Origin of the sequence: Phormidesmis priestleyi ULC007 (genome assembly GCF_003003695.1) — a bacterium.
GTDB classification, from domain to species: Bacteria; Cyanobacteriota; Cyanobacteriia; order Leptolyngbyales; family Leptolyngbyaceae; genus Phormidesmis_A; species Phormidesmis_A priestleyi_A.
This window is the reverse complement of sequence record NZ_PVWG01000002.1, coordinates 37,998-53,094: the sequence shown is the minus strand read 5'-3', so window position 1 is coordinate 53,094 and position 15,097 is coordinate 37,998. Positions and strand designations below refer to the sequence as shown.

The window sequence follows — 15,097 nt, the reverse complement described above, 5'->3', positions numbered from 1 at the left end:
CTCAGAGGAACGCATTCGTGGGACAGAAAATTAATCCAACTGGGTTTCGGCTAGGGATCATCAAAGATCACCGCTCTCGGTGGTATGCCGATACTAGCCGCTATCCTGAACTGTTGAAAGAAGATTTCAAGATTCGCGAGTTTTTCGCTAAGAATCCCAAAAATCTTGACAACCTTAAAAAGCCTGGAATTTCTGAGATTCGGATCGAGCGTAAAGCCGATCAGATTGATTTAGAAATTCGCACTTCTCGCCCTGGTGTAATTGTGGGTCGCGGTGGTGCCGGGATTGAAACCCTACGCTTGGGACTGCAAGAAGCATTGGGCAGCAGCGATCGTCAAATTCGCGTCAACGTCGTCGAAGTGGCTCGTGTCGATGCCGATGCTGCCTTAATCGGCGAATATATTGCCGAACAGCTAGAGCGTCGGGTTTCCTTCCGTCGCGTGGTTCGTCAAGCGATTCAACGCGCTCAACGAGCAGGCGTTGAAGGCATCAAAATTCAAGTCAGTGGTCGTTTAAACGGGGCTGAAATCGCGCGTCCTGAATGGACTCGTGAAGGTCGGGTTCCTCTGCATACGCTAAGAGCTGACATTGACTACGCCTACGTTACTGCTCAAACCATCTACGGAATTTTGGGGATCAAAATCTGGGTCTTCAAGGGTGAAATCATCCCCGGTCAAGAACTTATTGATGCCGCTCCTCCTTCTAACCAACCCCGTCGTCGTCAACAGCGTCGTCGCCAACAATTTGAAGACCGATCGAACGAAGGATAAAGGATGCAGGACTAATCCTCCTGACTCCTGACTCCTGACTCCTGAATTTAATTGGTATCGAGTCATGTTAAGCCCAAGAAGAACAAAATTCCGCAAACAGCAGCGCGGTCGAATGAGAGGAATGGCTTCTCGCGGAAGCGACCTCAACTTTGGAGATTTCGGTCTACAAGCCCTAGAGCCGTCCTGGATTACCTCTCGTCAAATCGAAGCGGGTCGTCGTGCGATGACTCGCTACATTCGTCGGGGTGGCAAAATCTGGATTCGCGTCTTCCCTGACAAGCCCGTGACGATGCGCCCTGCCGAAACCCGAATGGGTTCTGGTAAAGGTGCGCCTGAGTTTTGGGTCGCAGTCGTCAAGCCGGGTCGCATCATGTTTGAGATTGCGGGCGTGACTGAAGAAATCGCTCGTGAAGCGATGCGTCTTGCGGCATTCAAACTGCCCATCAAGACGAAATTTATTACCCGTCAAACCACGGAGGAGTCTTAACCTATGCCTCTTCCTAAGATCGAAGAAGCCAGAAATCTAGGCGACCAAGAATTGGCAGACCAAATCGTTGCCGTCAAAAAGCAGCTTTTTACACTGAGAATGCAAAAGGGCACTCGCCAATTAGAAAAGCCTCATCTGTTCAAGCACACACGACATCAGCTTTCTCAACTGCTGACTGTCGAGCGAGAGCGGCAGTTGAAAAAGACTGAAGACTAGAAGGCTGAATTCAAGATCTGGTTCTAAATTCACCTTTTTGTTTCATCCTTTTTACTGGAGTAATTGCAATGGCAGTCAAAGAAAGAGTCGGTGTAGTGGTCAGCGACAAGATGGATAAGACCATCGTTGTGGCGATCGAGAACCGAGCCGCTCACCCCAAATACGGCAAAATTGTCGTCAACACTCAGCGCTACAAAGCGCACGATGAAGAAAACAAGTGCAAAACGGGCGATCGCGTCCGCATTCAGGAAACCCGACCTCTCAGCCGCACCAAGCGTTGGGTCGTGTCCGAAATCCTGGGTACTGCCTCTAAAGGTTAAATGCGAGGGACTTAGACATGATTCAACAAGAAAGTTATCTGAATGTAGCGGACAACAGCGGCGCTCGAAAGCTGATGTGTATCCGGGTGATTGGTGGCGGTAATCGTCGCTATGGCGGAGTCGGGGATGTAATCATTGCGGTGGTTAAGGATGCGCTCCCTAACATGGCGGTCAAAAAATCGGATGTGGTTCGTGCGGTGATTGTTCGGACTCGACACACAATGCGGCGCGATAGCGGTATGAGCATTCGATTTGACGACAACGCAGCCGTGATTATCAACCAAGACGGCAACCCCAGAGGCACGCGGGTATTTGGCCCCGTTGCTCGTGAATTGCGCGAGAAAAACTTTACCAAAATCGTTTCCCTCGCTCCGGAGGTTCTGTAATGGCAAGGGTTCAGAAAGAAGTTGTGCGTCACAAGATGCATGTCAAAAAAGGCGACACCGTAAAAATCATCGCGGGCAGTGACAAAGGCAAGATTGGCGAAATCCTGCAAACCCTTCCTAAATTGAGCAAAGTCGTGGTCAAGGGTGTGAATGTTCGCACCAAACACGTCAAACCACAGCAAGAAGGCGAATCGGGTCAGATTGTCACTCAAGAAGCCCCAATTCATAGCTCTAACGTCATGGTTTACTCCGAAAAGCAGAAAGTGGCAAGCCGCATCTGCTACACCGTCAACGCCGACGGCAAGAAAGTTCGGATGTTAAAAAAGACGGGCGAGATCATCGATTAAGAGACGCGACGCGCCTCAAGACTCCACTAGCCCCTGACCAAGCCCAGGGAAGAGGAACCCAAATATGGCTCAACGATTAAAAGATATCTATCAAGAAAAGATCGTCCCGAAGCTGACGGAGCAGTTTAGTTACACGAACCTCCATCAAGTTCCGAAAGTGGCGAAAATCACGATCAACCGGGGACTCGGTGAAGCTTCACAAAATGCGAAAGCGTTGGAAGCTTCGATCAACGAGATTGCGACGATCACGGGACAAAAGCCCGTTGTGACCCGCGCCAAGAAAGCGATCGCTGGCTTCAAAATCCGCGAAGGAATGCCCGTCGGCGTGATGGTGACACTGCGCGGTGATCGAATGTTTACTTTTCTCGATCGGTTGATCAATCTTTCGCTGCCTCGGATTCGTGACTTTAGAGGCATCAGCCCCAAGAGCTTCGACGGACGAGGAAACTACACGCTAGGTCTGAGAGAGCAGTTGATCTTCCCGGAGATCGAATATGACAGCATCGATCAGATTCGCGGTATGGACATTTCAATCATCACCACTGCAAACTCCGACGAAGAAGGTCGCGCCCTGCTTAAAGAACTGGGCATGCCATTCCGGGACAACTGATGCAGTTTCATTAAGAGGGAACTATGGCGGTTAACGACACAATTTCAGATATGCTGACTCGCATCCGAAATGCAAGCCTAGCAAGACACCAAACGACCAAAGTGCCATCGACCAAGATGACGCGCAGCATTGCCAATGTGCTGAAGGCAGAAGGCTTTATTGCTGACTATGAAGAAGCGGGAGAAGGCGTTGAGCGTCATCTCGTGCTGGGTCTCAAATATCGGGGCAAAAGTCGCAAGCCGATTATCACTGCCCTCAAGCGAGTCAGCAAACCCGGACTGCGAGTTTACGCTAACCGCAAGGAACTTCCTCGTGTGTTAGGTGGCATCGGCATTGCGATCGTCTCGACATCCAGCGGCATCATGACCGATCGCGAAGCTCGGCGCACCGGAGTCGGCGGCGAAGTCCTTTGTTATGTCTGGTGAGTCTGGATATTAGTCGTTGCTGTTGACTGGCTCACAGCGAACAGCTTTTATTCAAAAAAGGTGATCAGTTATGTCTCGGATTGGTAAGCGTATTATTGATGTTCCCGCAACGGTGACGGTCACCCTTGATGGGCAACATGTTTCAGTCAAAGGTCCTAAAGGCGAACTCTCCAGAGTTTTGCCGCCAGAAGTGATTGTTGAACAAGACGGAACGACGATCGAAGTCAAGCAGCGAGATGACTCGCGTGCGGCTCGTCAACGTCATGGTTTATGCCGCACCCTCGTCGCCAATATGGTTGAAGGGGTCTTTACCGGATTTCAGCGAAAGCTCGAAATTCAGGGTGTCGGTTATCGTGCCCAAGTTCAAGGGCGAAACCTAATTCTCAACGTGGGCTACAGCAAACCTGTAGATATTGCCCCACCAGAGGGAATTCAGGTCGCGGTTGAAGGCAACACTAACGTGACTGTCAGTGGCATCGATAAAGAAATTGTTGGAAATACTGCCGCCAAAATTCGGGCGGTACGTCCTCCCGAACCCTACAAAGGCAAGGGCATTCGATATGCTGGCGAAGTGGTCAGACGCAAAGTTGGTAAGACTGGTGGTAAAGGGAAGAAATAGATCATGAAAATGACTCGTCGAGAATCAACCCGTCGTCGTCACGCACGGGTTCGTCGTACCGTTACCGGAACTTCAGAGCGTCCTCGTCTCGCAGTGTTTCGCTCTAACCAGCACATCTATGTTCAGGTGATTGACGACACCACCCAACACACTCTGGTTTCTGCTTCGACGGTCGATCCAGAAATCAAGGGTAAAGTTGAGTCAGGTTCAAACTGTGAGGCTTCGACTGAGGTCGGCAAGTTGGTGGCTCAACGGGCGATCGCCCAAGGCATTCAAAAAGTGGTCTTCGATCGTGGGGGCAACCTCTATCACGGACGGGTAAAATCGCTAGCCGAAGCTGCCCGCGAAGCTGGTCTAGACTTCTAGGAGAAAAAACATGGCAAAAGGTCGCAAGAGCAACAAACCTCGCGAAGAGAAATCAGACTGGCAAGAGCGGGTCGTGCAAATTCGTCGTGTGACCAAAGTGGTCAAGGGCGGTAAAAAACTCAGCTTCCGCGCTATTGTCGTCGTCGGTAACGAAAAAGGTCAAGTCGGCGTAGGAGTCGGCAAAGCCAGTGACGTAATCGGCGCGGTCAAGAAAGGCGTGGCAGATGGCAAAAAGCACCTCGTTGAAGTGCCTCTGACCAAATCCAATTCGATTCCTCACCCGGCTCAAGGTGCGGGTGGTGGTGCAAAAGTGATGATGCGCCCTGCCGCTCCTGGTACTGGAGTAATTGCTGGGGGAGCCGTTCGTACCGTTCTCGAACTCGCAGGTGTCAAGAATATCTTGGCGAAGCAACTCGGTTCTGGCAATCCTCTTAATAATGCGCGGGCTGCGGTCAGCGCGTTAGATAACCTCCGCACCTTTGCTGATGTGGCAGAAGAGCGCGGTGTTCCGATCGAGAATCTCTACGCAACTTGAGCAAATAGTGAATCGTGAGTCTTCGCGGTTCACTTAATTTCTTGAGTAGTCCTTAACTAAGAGCAACGAATTATGAGATTAGAAGATGCTGTGCCTCAAGAAGGCTCAACCAAGCGCAAGCGCCGAATTGGTCGAGGCATTGCGGCAGGACAGGGCGCAAGCGGCGGCTTTGGAATGCGGGGTCAAAAGTCTCGATCGGGTCGTCCCACTCGCCCCGGTTTTGAGGGGGGTCAAACGCCTCTCTATCGTCGTTTACCTAAATTAAGTTATTTCACCGTCATCAATCGGAAGCACTACACTACGATTAATGTCGGCGATTTGGCATCCCTTCCCGCCAATACTGAGGTGAATTTGTCTTCACTGATGGAGGCTGGGATTGTTACGACCGATGACGGTCCGCTCAAGATTTTGGGAGATGGCGATCTGTCGGCAAAGCTGACCGTTCAGGCAACTGGGTTCACGGAAAACGCCCGCGCTAAAATTGAGGCAGCAGGTGGAACTTGTGAAGTGCTGGTTGGCAAACCGACCTGGCATCGCGCCAAGGCGTAGCTCTCTGGTCTGTAACGGGTCATCTGAAAGAGTGTGTAAACGTTGTCCTTCGATTTGAGGGATGACGCTTTGCAGTCTGTGGCAACTGCCGATGAGTCATTTTGCTAGACAACTGCGAGTATGTAAGAGGTATCCCTTTATGGTCGTTAGTCGAGATAAAACTCCAACCGCGCAGGAAACCTTTGTTCAGATGGCTCAAGCCGCCGGACTGAGAGGGCGTTTACTGCTGACTGTTGGCTTATTAATTCTGGTTCGTCTGGGCATTTATATTCCACTCCCAGGCATCGATCGCGCTGCTTTCGCCGCCAATATTCAAGGCAACACGGCTCTTAGCTTTGTTGACTTATTTGCTGGAGGCGGTTTAAGAACATTAGGAATTTTTGCTTTAGGCATTCTTCCCTTTATCAATGCTTCCATTATTTTGCAACTGCTGACAGCCGCGATCCCGGCACTGGAAGATTTGCAGAAAAATGAAGGTGAAGCAGGACGACGCAAAATCTCACAAATCACAAGATACGTGGCGGGGGGATGGGCAGTCGTTCAGAGTTTGATGCTGACGATCGGGTTACTCCGTCCGTTTGCTTCAGATTGGGGTCCTTTATTCATCACTGAAACGGTGCTGGCGTTAACCGCAGGCTCTATGTTTGTGATGTGGGTGGGAGAGCTAATCACAGAGCGAGGCATCGGAAACGGCGCATCCTTGCTGATTTTCTTGAACATTGTCTCGACGCTGCCACGATCGCTGGGTCAAACTTTTGAATTGGCACAGAGTGGCGATCGTAATGTGGTCGGCGGGGTCGTGATTCTTCTGCTCGTCTTTCTAGCGATGGTCGTTGGCATCGTCTTTGTCCAAGAAGGAACTCGCAGAATCCCCATTATCTCTGCGCGCCGTCAAGTCGGTCGTCGGACTTATCTAGAGAAAAGCAGCTATCTGCCGCTTCGTCTCAATCAAGGCGGCGTGATGCCGATTATTTTCGCCTCCACTGTTTTGACGTTACCTGCACTAGTCGCTCAAGCATTTCAAAACGCCTCCATCAGCCAGTTTATCAGCACTTATTTAGGTCCAAACTCTTGGCAACACAGCGTTCTTTATCTGATCTTGATTCTGTTCTTTAGCTATTTCTATGCGTCTTTGGTGGTTCAACCCGATGAGATGTCGAAGAACTTGAAGAAGATGGGAGCGAGTATTCCAGGCATTCGTCCTGGCAAGGCGACCACTGAGTATATTGAGCGCGTCTTGAATCGATTGACGTTTCTGGGAGCGATTTTCTTAGGAATTGTCGCGATCGTCCCTACGTTTGTTGAGACTGCCACGCGAGTTCCGACCTTCCAAGGCTTCGGTGCCACCTCTTTGCTGATTCTGGTTGGTGTGGCTATCGACACAGCAAAACAGATTCAAACTTATGTCATCTCACAAAGATACGAAGGAATGGTGAAACAGTAGTGGCGCGATTAATCTTTCTAGGACCACCCGGGGCAGGTAAGGGAACTCAAGCGAAACTCTTAGCAGACTTGCACAATATCCCTCACATCTCGACGGGAGATATTCTACGGGCAGCCGTCTCTAGCCAAACAACTCTGGGTGTCAAAGCACAGAGTTATATGGACGGCGGTGAACTGGTTCCTGATCAACTCGTCATTGATTTGATTCGAGAAAGGTTGGGACAGCCTGACGCTCAACCTGGTTGGATTCTAGATGGATATCCGCGCACGGTGGTGCAGGCTGATTCGTTAGATGGACTGCTGATCGAGCTAAATCAGACGTGCGATCGCGCCATCAATTTTGATGTCCCTGACGAAGCCTTGGTCGAGCGAATGCTCAGTCGAGGTCGCAAAGACGACAACGAAGACGTAATTCGTCGTCGTTTAGAAGTCTACCGAGAGCAAACCGCTCCCTTAATCGACTACTACCAGACTCGTGAAAAGCTCACCACGATCGATGGCAGCCAACCGATGGAAGAGGTGACAGAGCAACTGGACAAGCTCATTTAGCGATTGTTTAGCCAGATTCTTCTCCAGCCAAGGTTGAGCGCTGACGAATCTTGGTTTCTCGACTTGATACTCTGTTTTGACTCAATAGAAATTTGTTGCGGCGCACCCTTACCACAGATTGAGACTAGCAAACTGTGTCTGAGAAGTTAAAAACAAATTTAATGATCTAAACTCAAGAAGGCTGACAAAATCCTGCGCGGATTCTGTTGACTTCTGAAATCATTTACAGTAATGGAGGCACTCAAGTTTGTCTAAACAAGATCTCATCGAAATGGAAGGAACGGTCATTGATTCCTTGCCGAATGCGATGTTTCGCGTTGACCTCGATAACGGCTTCAACGTGTTAGCCCACATTTCAGGGAAAATCCGTCGGAATTACATCAAAATTCTTCCGGGCGATCGCGTCAAAGTCGAACTCACGCCTTATGACCTCACAAAAGGTAGAATTACCTATCGTCTACGAAACAAGAAGTAGGATTCAAAAAAGCCTTTTAAAGCTAGTCATAGAACGATTTCTTTGACAACTCCTATAAAAAATTGTTAGGATATTATGTTTGTTGCAGTGTTGCCAGGTTAGGGCATGAAAGTTCGAGCATCCGTTAAGAAGATTTGTGAAAAATGCCGTGTCATCCGCCGTCGGGGTCGCGTCATGGTGATTTGTGAAAACCCGAAGCATAAACAGCGTCAGGGCTAGATCAGGTTTCCTGTCATACGAAGAAGAGGACTTCTGTGACAGGGGTTTTGTGTGATTATGAACATCCTCAAGCAATTCAAGTTAGGGAGACAGAAGCGTGGCACGGATTGCCGGAGTAGACCTTCCTCGCGATAAGCGCGTTGAGATTGGTCTCACTTACATTTACGGAATTGGATTGACACGGGCAAAAGAGGTGATCGCCAAAACAGGTGTGAATCCCGATATCCGCGTTAAAGATTTGAGCGATGCCGATGTGTCTTCTCTGAGAGAAGCCGTTGAGAGCGGCTATCAGGTTGAAGGCGATCTGAGACGAATGGAAAACATGAACATCAAGCGATTGATGGACATCGGCACCTATCGGGGTCGTCGTCATCGTCTGGGCTTGCCTGTGCGCGGACAGCGAACCCGCACTAATGCTCGTACCCGTCGGGGCGGTCGTCGTACCGTTGCAGGTAAGAAGAAGGCACCCGGTAAGAAGTAATTAACTTTTGGCAACTGTTGAGTTGCGCTTGAGACGACTAGTGCTTGGGCAAGTTGCCAACTTAATCACACATCGATTTAGAACCTTAGATCTAGAGTTTAGACATGGCGAGACAACCAACTAGAAAGACTGGACCCCGTAAGCAAAAGAAAAATGTGCCGAGCGGGGTGGCATATATTTCATCCACCTTCAACAATACGATCGTCACCATCTCCGACACTGGCGGCGAAGTCGTATCTTGGGCATCTGCTGGTTCTAGTGGATTTAAGGGCGCGAAAAAGGGAACGCCCTTTGCGGCTCAAACGGCGGCAGAGAGCGCAGCCCGTCGGGCAATGGATCAAGGAATGCGCCAGTGTGAAGTCATGGTCAGCGGACCCGGAGCAGGTCGTGAAACTGCAATTCGGGCGCTGCAAGGCTCTGGGCTGGAAATCACCCTGATTCGTGACGTGACTCCCATTCCTCACAATGGTTGTCGTCCGCCCAAGCGCCGTCGGGTATAGTGGCGCGAATTTCTATGGTGAGTGATGAACGCTGCAATCTGTCTTTTGACAGTCAGCAGCGAGATTTGATTTCAGAGTCAAATGAGGGATCACCCTCAGCGAGAAGGAGAAGGAGGTCACTCCGTGGCACAGTTTCAGGTTGAATGTGTAGAGTCCACTACGGACAAAGACCAGAGCCAATATAGTAAGTTCATTCTGGAACCCCTAGCGCGTGGTCAGGGAACAACCGTTGGAAACGCTCTGCGGCGGGTGCTGCTATCCAATTTGGAAGGAGCAGCAGTGACGGCAGTGCGGATGGCGGGTGTCAGCCATGAGTTCGCCACGATTCCAGGAGTGAGAGAAGACGTACTCGATATCATGCTGAACATGAAAAAATTGGTTTTTAGGAGCCATTCTTCTCAGCCTCAAATTGGGCGATTGCTTGTGCAAGGTCCGGCGACAGTGACAGCAGAACAGTTCGATTTACCTTCAGATGTAGAACTCGTCGATCCCGATCAGTACATCGCGACCTTGGCTCCTAACTCAACGCTAGAGATGGAGTTCAGAATCGAGAAAGGCAAAGGGTATCGAACGGTTGACAAAGCTCGTGAAGATGCGGCTGCGCTTGATTTTCTCCAAATCGACTCTGTTTTTATGCCAGTTCGTAAGGTGAACTACAGTGTTGAAGCGAGAGCAGGCGGTTCTCTTGAAAAAGACCGCTTGATTATGGAGATTGCGACGAATGGCAGTTTGACTCCTCAAGAGGCGTTGAGCCAAGCTGCTAATATTCTCGTCGATCTGTTTAACCCGCTCAAAGATATCCCCTCTGAGCCGCTAGACGATCCCTTTCCTGGTGAGGAAGGTCCTGAGAGTCAGATTCCGATCGAGGAACTCCAACTCTCGGTGCGTGCCTACAACTGTCTAAAGCGAGCGCAAATCAATTCCGTTGCTGACCTGCTCGACTACACTCAGGAAGACCTGCTCGAAATAAAGAATTTCGGTCAGAAATCTGCCGAAGAAGTGGTCGAAGCCCTTCAACAACGCTTAGGAATTACCCTACCGATGGAGAAATCCTCTAAGCCTAGTTAGTTCGTGATTCGTTTATAGGGACGTTTCATATAATACGAACGTCCCACTCCTTGTAACTGACCCCCTCCCTAAAGCTATGCGGCACCGTTGTAAAGTTCCAATGCTTGGCAAACCTGCGGATCAGCGTCGAGCGCTCTTAAGAGCCTTGACCACTGAACTGATTCGCAACGGTCGAATTAAAACGACTAAGGTTCGCGCTCAGGCTCTCCGATCGGAAGCTGAGAAAATGATTACTCTCGCCAAAGATGGCTCTCTCACCGCTCGTCGTCAAGCGATGGGATATATCTACGACAAGCAACTCGTTCATGCATTATTTGAGCAAGCCCCTCAGCGGTACGCTGATCGTCGAGGTGGCTATACTCGCATTCTTCGCACCGTTCCTCGTCGCGGCGACAATGCTGCAATGGCAATCATCGAGCTAACCTGATTTCTCACACCATGCTGGCTGCTAAATCACAATCCACTCAACGGGTTGCCCTGGTTATTCAATACCTGGGCACTCATTTTCATGGGTGGCAACGGCAGCCAAATCAACGCACGGTGCAGGAAGATATTGAGACAGCGCTGCGATCAGTGCTTAACCGCCCTGTGGTAATCCATGCGGCAGGAAGAACTGATACAGGAGTTCACGCAGCCGCTCAAGTTGCCCATTTTGATGCAGAAACCTTGATTCCGGCACATCGCTGGGCAGACGTTTTGAACTCGCGGCTGCCAAACGATATCTTAATTCGGGCTTCTGTTTTGGTTGATTCAACCTGGCACGCTCGATTTTCTGCCGCGTGGCGACGCTACCGTTACACCTTATTTACGGAAGCGCGTCCCAATCTGTTTGTTTGCCCGTTTGCTTGGCATTACTACCACGCACCGTTGAATGAAACGCTGATTCAGGCGGCACTCGATCCGATGATTGGGCGGCATCACATGGCGGCGTTCCACCGGGCAGGTTCGACTCGTCCGCACTCTTGGGTAGATATTCAGGCGGCGGAGTGTCAGCGTCAAGGGTCACTCGTAACAGTCGAAGTGCAGTCAAGCGGATTTCTGTATGGAATGATGCGGCTCTTAGTCGGCTTGCTGGTGCAGGTAGGACGAGGAGAGCGATCGCCCGATGATTTCACCAAAATCTGGACGGCACAGCGACGAGACGAAGTGAAATATGCGGCACCCCCTCAAGGCTTGTGTCTGCTGCGAGTTGGGTATCCTGAATCGCCCTTTCCGCCCGAAGTTTGGTATGATACTCAACCCCGATTTGTTTTGCCAAATGCGATGACCCTTGAGAAAAGTTCCTCTGGAACGGCTCCTGAATATTGCTTGAGTTAGTCAAGCGATCGCCAAGCGAGGTTCCTCTAGAACTGTCTAACCCTTTAACCGAAACACTGTCATGGAAAAAACCTATCTCCCACCCCAGGCTACTCTAGAGCGTAATTGGTACGTTGTGGATGCCACAGATAAACGGCTCGGCCGGCTTGCTACCCAAGTTGCGATGGTGCTACGCGGTAAAAACAAGCCGACCTACACCCCTTCGATGGATACGGGTGATTTTGTAATTATCATCAACGCCGAAAAAATTGAAGTGACGGGCAAAAAGCGCACCCAGAAACTCTATCGTCGCAACTCTGGTCGCCCCGGTGGGATGAAGACCGAGACTTTCGATAAGCTGCAAGCCCGCATCCCTGAGCGGATCATTGAACGCGCTGTCAAAGGAATGCTGCCGAAGAACTCGCTGGGTCGCCAACTGTTCACCAAAATGAACGTCTATGCAGGCCCGAATCATCCTCACGCGGCTCAAAAGCCTCAAGTTCTCGAAATCAACACCATCCCAAAAGGAGCTAACTAATGCAAGCCACCGAAGGTCGCGTCGTCTATCTAGGTACAGGTCGCCGTAAATCTGCGGTGGCACGGGTTCGCCTCGTTCCCGGTGAAGGTCAAATCACGGTTAACGGCAAGCCCGGAGATTTATATCTCCAATTCAACCCAGAATATTTGTCGGCTGCGAAAGCTCCCCTCGAAACGCTGGGATTGGAAGGTGAGTATGACATTCTCGTCAACGCTCACGGTGGTGGCTTGACTGGACAAGCAGATGCCATTCGTCTTGGGGTGGCTCGTGCGCTTTGTCAGCTCGACCCCGAAAATCGGAAGCCTCTCAAAACGGAAGGCTATTTGACTCGTGACCCTCGTGCCAAAGAGCGGAAGAAATACGGTTTGCGGAAAGCGCGTAAAGCTCCTCAGTTCTCGAAGCGCTAACTTTATTCTTGTCATTGGTTGATCGAAGATCGCCAATGACTCTTGAGCAAAATGTTAAAATTGATCTAGTAAGTTCGGAGATTCTCAATGCCTAAGCCTGATATTCACCCCAAGTGGTATCCCGAAGCCAAAGTCTATTGCAATGGTGAAGTTGTGATGACGATCGGGTCTACTAAGCCCCAACTCAACGTCGATGTATGGTCTGGAAATCACCCATTTTTCACGGGCACTCAGAAGATTATTGATACCGAAGGTCGGGTAGAACGCTTCATGCGGAAATATGGCATGGTGGACGAAACCGCGACAGCCGACGACAAGAAATAGGGCAGCTAGGTGATTTTGGATTTAGTTCCGAAATTAATGTCTTCCAATCTTGGCGATCGTTCAACAGATTGGAACCTAGCTGTAAACCCTAATTTTTTGTCTTGTCTTATGGCTGAAGCATACCTGCTAGCAAAATTAAATTCGGTTGAGCAAACCTTTAATGAGTTAACGCGGCGACTGGGCGACCCAGACATCGCCAAAGATCCGCCTGAGTTTCAACGGGTGGCGAAGATGCGTTCTTCACTAGAAGAAGTCGTTGACACCTATGAACACTGGCGAACCATTCAACAAGATCTAGCAGGTGCCCGCCAAATTTTGAAAGAAGCGAGTAGCGATCCTGAGCTTCAAGAAATGGCATCGCTTGAGGTTGGTGAACTTCAAGATAAATCGAATGAGTTAGAATCTCGACTCAAAGTTTTGCTGCTTCCTAGCGACCCCAACGATGAAAGAAACATCATGTTGGAGATTCGAGCGGGTACGGGTGGCGATGAGGCAAGTATCTGGGCAGGTGATCTGCTGCGGCTCTATTCTCGATATGCCGAGCGTCAAGGCTGGCGCGTCAAGCTGGTGAGTGAATCTCTAGCGGATATGGGCGGCTTTAAAGAAGTCGTGTTAGAAATTCAGGGCGATCGAGTCTATAGCAAACTCAAATTTGAGGCGGGGGTGCATCGAGTTCAACGTGTCCCGCTCACAGAAGCATCGGGGCGAGTTCACACTTCAACGGCAACAGTGGCAATTATGCCCGAAGTCGATGAAGTAGAAATTCACATTGACCCCAAAGATATTGAATTAACCACAGCTCGATCGGGCGGTGCAGGCGGTCAAAACGTCAACAAAGTTGAGACAGCCGTTGACTTGATGCACAAGCCGACCGGGATTCGGATCTTTTGTACCGAAGAACGATCGCAACTGCAAAACCGCGAACGGGCGATGCAAATCTTGCGGGCAAAACTCTACGAAATTAAACTGCGAGAACAGCAAGAAGCTGTCACATCGATGCGGCGATCGCAAGTGGGAACAGGGTCACGATCAGAAAAGATTCGCACCTACAACTACAAAGATAATCGGATCACCGACCATCGTTTAGGTCAGAATTTTCCGTTAGCTTCGCTTTTAGAAGGCGATGTAGAAACGTTGATTCAAAGCTGCATTTCTCAAGACCAGCAGGAGCGATTAGAAGCACTGGCAGCCGAAAGCGGTGAGCAAGTATCGGTTGCTTAGTCGATAGGGACTTAAAATCTATTGAATCAGTCAGGATCAATCCGCTTCTGCAATGGGATTAGAGGAAGGCGAATAGCACAAAAAAGGACATCTTGTATAGATGCCCTTTCAAAAAATGATTGCTAGAGATACGCAAAATTAATTGCGGCGTGACATCGCAATTATGAGATATTGCGCCAACTGCAACACTGCATACAACGCAGTTGCTACATAGGTAAAAGCGGCAGCATTCAATACTTTTCGAGCGCCTTGATTCTCCTCACCTTGCAAAATACCAAGCTCATCAATAATTCTGAGAGCACGGCTCGACGCATCAAACTCGACAGGCAGCGTCACGAGATGGAAGATAATTACCGACGCAAATAAGACAATCCCAATCTTGATGAAAATGCCTCCCAAAGCACCTAGAAATAACCCTGCAAAGATCAGGAGTGGGCCCAGATTAGACCCCAAATTGACCGCCGGAACCAACGCGGCTCGGATATTCATTGGCTTGTAGCCCTTCACATCTTGCAAGACGTGACCACATTCGTGAGCGGCAACGGCGGCAGCAGCTAGTGAGCTAGACCCGTAAACCACCTCAGACAACCGAACAGCCTTTGCAGTGGGGTCATAGTGATCCGTCAGTTCTCCTGCGATCGGTTCAACCGTTACATTTTGTACGCCCATACGCTTGAGGATAGTTTCGGCAACCTCAGCCCCCGTCAGCCCCAAACTAGATTGAATTTGTGAATATTTGCGGTAAGTACTCTGAACTCGCTGCTGTGCCCACCACACCAGGATCATGCCTGGAATCAGTAAAAAATAGGACGGATGGAAAAACATATTACCTCATCTAATGTCGTGAAACGGCTTGACAGACTAGACTTGAGCCTATGCTAACATTTCAATCTAGCGACCGTTGGGATTTTTGTTGAGCAGAACAATTAGAGTGAGATGTAATGCT

General features: G+C 49.9%; 26 protein-coding genes. 25 read left to right on the top strand and 1 reads right to left on the bottom strand.

Annotated features, from left to right (window positions below; translation table 11 throughout):
* Positions 1 to 17: 17 nt before the first annotated feature.
* The 25 genes from rpsC to prfA all read left to right on the top strand — a co-directional run bounded on the left by rpsC (position 18) and on the right by prfA (position 14,151).
* Positions 18 to 770 carry a 30S ribosomal protein S3 gene (rpsC, locus tag C7B65_RS02570; protein WP_068814867.1) on the top strand — a complete coding sequence of 251 codons (753 nt, stop codon included), beginning with the start codon at positions 18 to 20 and terminating at the stop codon, positions 768 to 770.
* Positions 771 to 834: 64 nt separating this feature from the next.
* Positions 835 to 1,257: a 50S ribosomal protein L16 gene (rplP, locus tag C7B65_RS02565; RefSeq protein WP_073069344.1), complete on the top strand. Its 423-nt coding sequence runs from the start codon at positions 835 to 837 to the stop codon at positions 1,255 to 1,257.
* Between the two features lie 3 nt (positions 1,258 to 1,260).
* Entirely contained in the window at positions 1,261 to 1,473 is a 213-nt protein-coding gene (gene rpmC, locus C7B65_RS02560; protein ID WP_068814871.1) for a 50S ribosomal protein L29, read from the top strand.
* A gap of 68 nt (positions 1,474 to 1,541) precedes the next feature.
* Positions 1,542 to 1,793 (top strand): 30S ribosomal protein S17, encoded by a 252-nt coding sequence (rpsQ, locus tag C7B65_RS02555; protein ID WP_073069343.1) that lies wholly within the window; start codon positions 1,542 to 1,544, stop codon positions 1,791 to 1,793.
* 17 nt (positions 1,794 to 1,810) lie between these two features.
* Positions 1,811 to 2,179: a 50S ribosomal protein L14 gene (gene rplN / locus C7B65_RS02550; RefSeq protein WP_073069342.1), complete on the top strand. Its 369-nt coding sequence runs from the start codon at positions 1,811 to 1,813 to the stop codon at positions 2,177 to 2,179.
* On the top strand, positions 2,179 to 2,526 hold the full coding sequence (rplX, locus tag C7B65_RS02545; protein ID WP_073069341.1) for a 50S ribosomal protein L24: 348 nt from the start codon (positions 2,179 to 2,181) through the stop codon (positions 2,524 to 2,526). The genes rplN and rplX overlap by 1 nt, the downstream gene beginning before the upstream one ends.
* Positions 2,527 to 2,590: 64 nt before the next feature.
* Positions 2,591 to 3,136 carry a 50S ribosomal protein L5 gene (rplE, locus tag C7B65_RS02540; RefSeq protein ID WP_073069340.1) on the top strand — a complete coding sequence of 182 codons (546 nt, stop codon included), beginning with the start codon at positions 2,591 to 2,593 and terminating at the stop codon, positions 3,134 to 3,136.
* A gap of 23 nt (positions 3,137 to 3,159) precedes the next feature.
* Entirely contained in the window at positions 3,160 to 3,561 is a 402-nt protein-coding gene (rpsH, locus tag C7B65_RS02535; RefSeq protein ID WP_073069339.1) for a 30S ribosomal protein S8, read from the top strand.
* Between the two features lie 70 nt (positions 3,562 to 3,631).
* Entirely contained in the window at positions 3,632 to 4,180 is a 549-nt protein-coding gene (gene rplF / locus C7B65_RS02530; RefSeq protein WP_073069338.1) for a 50S ribosomal protein L6, read from the top strand.
* Positions 4,181 to 4,183: 3 nt separating this feature from the next.
* Positions 4,184 to 4,546, top strand: a complete 363-nt coding sequence (gene rplR / locus C7B65_RS02525; RefSeq protein ID WP_073069337.1) for a 50S ribosomal protein L18 — start codon at positions 4,184 to 4,186, stop codon at positions 4,544 to 4,546.
* Between the two features lie 10 nt (positions 4,547 to 4,556).
* The gene (gene rpsE, locus C7B65_RS02520; protein WP_068814890.1) at positions 4,557 to 5,081 is read left to right on the top strand and encodes a 30S ribosomal protein S5; all 525 of its coding nucleotides are present in this window, start codon (positions 4,557 to 4,559) and stop codon (positions 5,079 to 5,081) included.
* 72 nt (positions 5,082 to 5,153) lie between these two features.
* Positions 5,154 to 5,630: a 50S ribosomal protein L15 gene (gene rplO, locus C7B65_RS02515; protein ID WP_073069336.1), complete on the top strand. Its 477-nt coding sequence runs from the start codon at positions 5,154 to 5,156 to the stop codon at positions 5,628 to 5,630.
* A gap of 139 nt (positions 5,631 to 5,769) precedes the next feature.
* Entirely contained in the window at positions 5,770 to 7,074 is a 1,305-nt protein-coding gene (gene secY / locus C7B65_RS02510) for a preprotein translocase subunit SecY (RefSeq protein ID WP_073069335.1), read from the top strand.
* Positions 7,074 to 7,622: an adenylate kinase gene (locus C7B65_RS02505; protein WP_073069334.1), complete on the top strand. Its 549-nt coding sequence runs from the start codon at positions 7,074 to 7,076 to the stop codon at positions 7,620 to 7,622. The genes secY and C7B65_RS02505 overlap by 1 nt, the downstream gene beginning before the upstream one ends.
* A 247-nt stretch (positions 7,623 to 7,869) precedes the next feature.
* A complete protein-coding gene (gene infA / locus C7B65_RS02500; RefSeq protein ID WP_068814897.1) occupies positions 7,870 to 8,097 on the top strand; it encodes a translation initiation factor IF-1 in 228 nt (75 codons plus the stop codon).
* A 105-nt stretch (positions 8,098 to 8,202) separates the two neighbouring features.
* On the top strand, positions 8,203 to 8,316 hold the full coding sequence (gene rpmJ / locus C7B65_RS02495; protein ID WP_073069333.1) for a 50S ribosomal protein L36: 114 nt from the start codon (positions 8,203 to 8,205) through the stop codon (positions 8,314 to 8,316).
* A gap of 97 nt (positions 8,317 to 8,413) precedes the next feature.
* A complete protein-coding gene (gene rpsM, locus C7B65_RS02490; RefSeq protein WP_073069332.1) occupies positions 8,414 to 8,797 on the top strand; it encodes a 30S ribosomal protein S13 in 384 nt (127 codons plus the stop codon).
* 104 nt (positions 8,798 to 8,901) lie between these two features.
* Positions 8,902 to 9,297 (top strand): 30S ribosomal protein S11, encoded by a 396-nt coding sequence (gene rpsK, locus C7B65_RS02485; RefSeq protein ID WP_073069331.1) that lies wholly within the window; start codon positions 8,902 to 8,904, stop codon positions 9,295 to 9,297.
* A 123-nt stretch (positions 9,298 to 9,420) separates the two neighbouring features.
* Positions 9,421 to 10,365, top strand: a complete 945-nt coding sequence (locus C7B65_RS02480; protein ID WP_219898314.1) for a DNA-directed RNA polymerase subunit alpha — start codon at positions 9,421 to 9,423, stop codon at positions 10,363 to 10,365.
* Between the two features lie 100 nt (positions 10,366 to 10,465).
* Entirely contained in the window at positions 10,466 to 10,792 is a 327-nt protein-coding gene (gene rplQ / locus C7B65_RS02475) for a 50S ribosomal protein L17 (protein ID WP_425320459.1), read from the top strand.
* 11 nt (positions 10,793 to 10,803) lie between these two features.
* Positions 10,804 to 11,682, top strand: coding sequence for a tRNA pseudouridine(38-40) synthase TruA (gene truA / locus C7B65_RS02470; RefSeq protein WP_073069328.1), 879 nt, complete (start codon positions 10,804 to 10,806; stop codon positions 11,680 to 11,682).
* Positions 11,683 to 11,743: 61 nt separating this feature from the next.
* Positions 11,744 to 12,199, top strand: coding sequence for a 50S ribosomal protein L13 (rplM, locus tag C7B65_RS02465; protein ID WP_073069327.1), 456 nt, complete (start codon positions 11,744 to 11,746; stop codon positions 12,197 to 12,199).
* Positions 12,199 to 12,606: a 30S ribosomal protein S9 gene (gene rpsI / locus C7B65_RS02460; protein ID WP_068814909.1), complete on the top strand. Its 408-nt coding sequence runs from the start codon at positions 12,199 to 12,201 to the stop codon at positions 12,604 to 12,606. The genes rplM and rpsI overlap by 1 nt, the downstream gene beginning before the upstream one ends.
* An 87-nt stretch (positions 12,607 to 12,693) precedes the next feature.
* The gene (rpmE, locus tag C7B65_RS02455; RefSeq protein ID WP_073069326.1) at positions 12,694 to 12,930 is read left to right on the top strand and encodes a 50S ribosomal protein L31; all 237 of its coding nucleotides are present in this window, start codon (positions 12,694 to 12,696) and stop codon (positions 12,928 to 12,930) included.
* A 108-nt stretch (positions 12,931 to 13,038) separates the two neighbouring features.
* A complete protein-coding gene (gene prfA, locus C7B65_RS02450; RefSeq protein ID WP_073069325.1) occupies positions 13,039 to 14,151 on the top strand; it encodes a peptide chain release factor 1 in 1,113 nt (370 codons plus the stop codon).
* 138 nt (positions 14,152 to 14,289) lie between these two features.
* On the opposite strand, the gene C7B65_RS02445 is transcribed toward prfA, so the two are convergent.
* Positions 14,290 to 14,976, bottom strand: a complete 687-nt coding sequence (locus C7B65_RS02445) for a zinc metallopeptidase (RefSeq protein WP_073069324.1) — start codon at positions 14,974 to 14,976, stop codon at positions 14,290 to 14,292.
* Positions 14,977 to 15,097 lie beyond the last annotated feature (121 nt).

Excerpts from the sequence above, each read along its gene's own strand:
- rplX (WP_073069341.1), top strand. The coding sequence starts at position 2,179 with ATGGCAAGGGTTCAGAAAGAAGTTGTGCGTCACAAGATGCATGTCAAA.
- rplM (WP_073069327.1), top strand. The coding sequence starts at position 11,744 with ATGGAAAAAACCTATCTCCCACCCCAGGCTACTCTAGAGCGTAATTGG.
- secY (WP_073069335.1), top strand. The coding sequence starts at position 5,770 with ATGGTCGTTAGTCGAGATAAAACTCCAACCGCGCAGGAAACCTTTGTT.
- rplO (WP_073069336.1), top strand. The coding sequence starts at position 5,154 with ATGAGATTAGAAGATGCTGTGCCTCAAGAAGGCTCAACCAAGCGCAAG.
- prfA (WP_073069325.1), top strand. The coding sequence starts at position 13,039 with ATGGCTGAAGCATACCTGCTAGCAAAATTAAATTCGGTTGAGCAAACC.
- rpsE (WP_068814890.1), top strand. The coding sequence starts at position 4,557 with ATGGCAAAAGGTCGCAAGAGCAACAAACCTCGCGAAGAGAAATCAGAC.
- C7B65_RS02445 (WP_073069324.1), bottom strand. The coding sequence starts at position 14,976 with ATGTTTTTCCATCCGTCCTATTTTTTACTGATTCCAGGCATGATCCTG.
- rplR (WP_073069337.1), top strand. The coding sequence starts at position 4,184 with ATGAAAATGACTCGTCGAGAATCAACCCGTCGTCGTCACGCACGGGTT.
- rpmJ (WP_073069333.1), top strand. The coding sequence starts at position 8,203 with ATGAAAGTTCGAGCATCCGTTAAGAAGATTTGTGAAAAATGCCGTGTC.
- rplP (WP_073069344.1), top strand. The coding sequence starts at position 835 with ATGTTAAGCCCAAGAAGAACAAAATTCCGCAAACAGCAGCGCGGTCGA.
- rpsH (WP_073069339.1), top strand. The coding sequence starts at position 3,160 with ATGGCGGTTAACGACACAATTTCAGATATGCTGACTCGCATCCGAAAT.
- rpsQ (WP_073069343.1), top strand. The coding sequence starts at position 1,542 with ATGGCAGTCAAAGAAAGAGTCGGTGTAGTGGTCAGCGACAAGATGGAT.
- rpmC (WP_068814871.1), top strand. The coding sequence starts at position 1,261 with ATGCCTCTTCCTAAGATCGAAGAAGCCAGAAATCTAGGCGACCAAGAA.
- rplE (WP_073069340.1), top strand. The coding sequence starts at position 2,591 with ATGGCTCAACGATTAAAAGATATCTATCAAGAAAAGATCGTCCCGAAG.
- rpmE (WP_073069326.1), top strand. The coding sequence starts at position 12,694 with ATGCCTAAGCCTGATATTCACCCCAAGTGGTATCCCGAAGCCAAAGTC.
- rpsI (WP_068814909.1), top strand. The coding sequence starts at position 12,199 with ATGCAAGCCACCGAAGGTCGCGTCGTCTATCTAGGTACAGGTCGCCGT.
- rplF (WP_073069338.1), top strand. The coding sequence starts at position 3,632 with ATGTCTCGGATTGGTAAGCGTATTATTGATGTTCCCGCAACGGTGACG.
- rplQ (WP_425320459.1), top strand. The coding sequence starts at position 10,466 with ATGCTTGGCAAACCTGCGGATCAGCGTCGAGCGCTCTTAAGAGCCTTG.
- rplN (WP_073069342.1), top strand. The coding sequence starts at position 1,811 with ATGATTCAACAAGAAAGTTATCTGAATGTAGCGGACAACAGCGGCGCT.
- rpsK (WP_073069331.1), top strand. The coding sequence starts at position 8,902 with ATGGCGAGACAACCAACTAGAAAGACTGGACCCCGTAAGCAAAAGAAA.
- truA (WP_073069328.1), top strand. The coding sequence starts at position 10,804 with ATGCTGGCTGCTAAATCACAATCCACTCAACGGGTTGCCCTGGTTATT.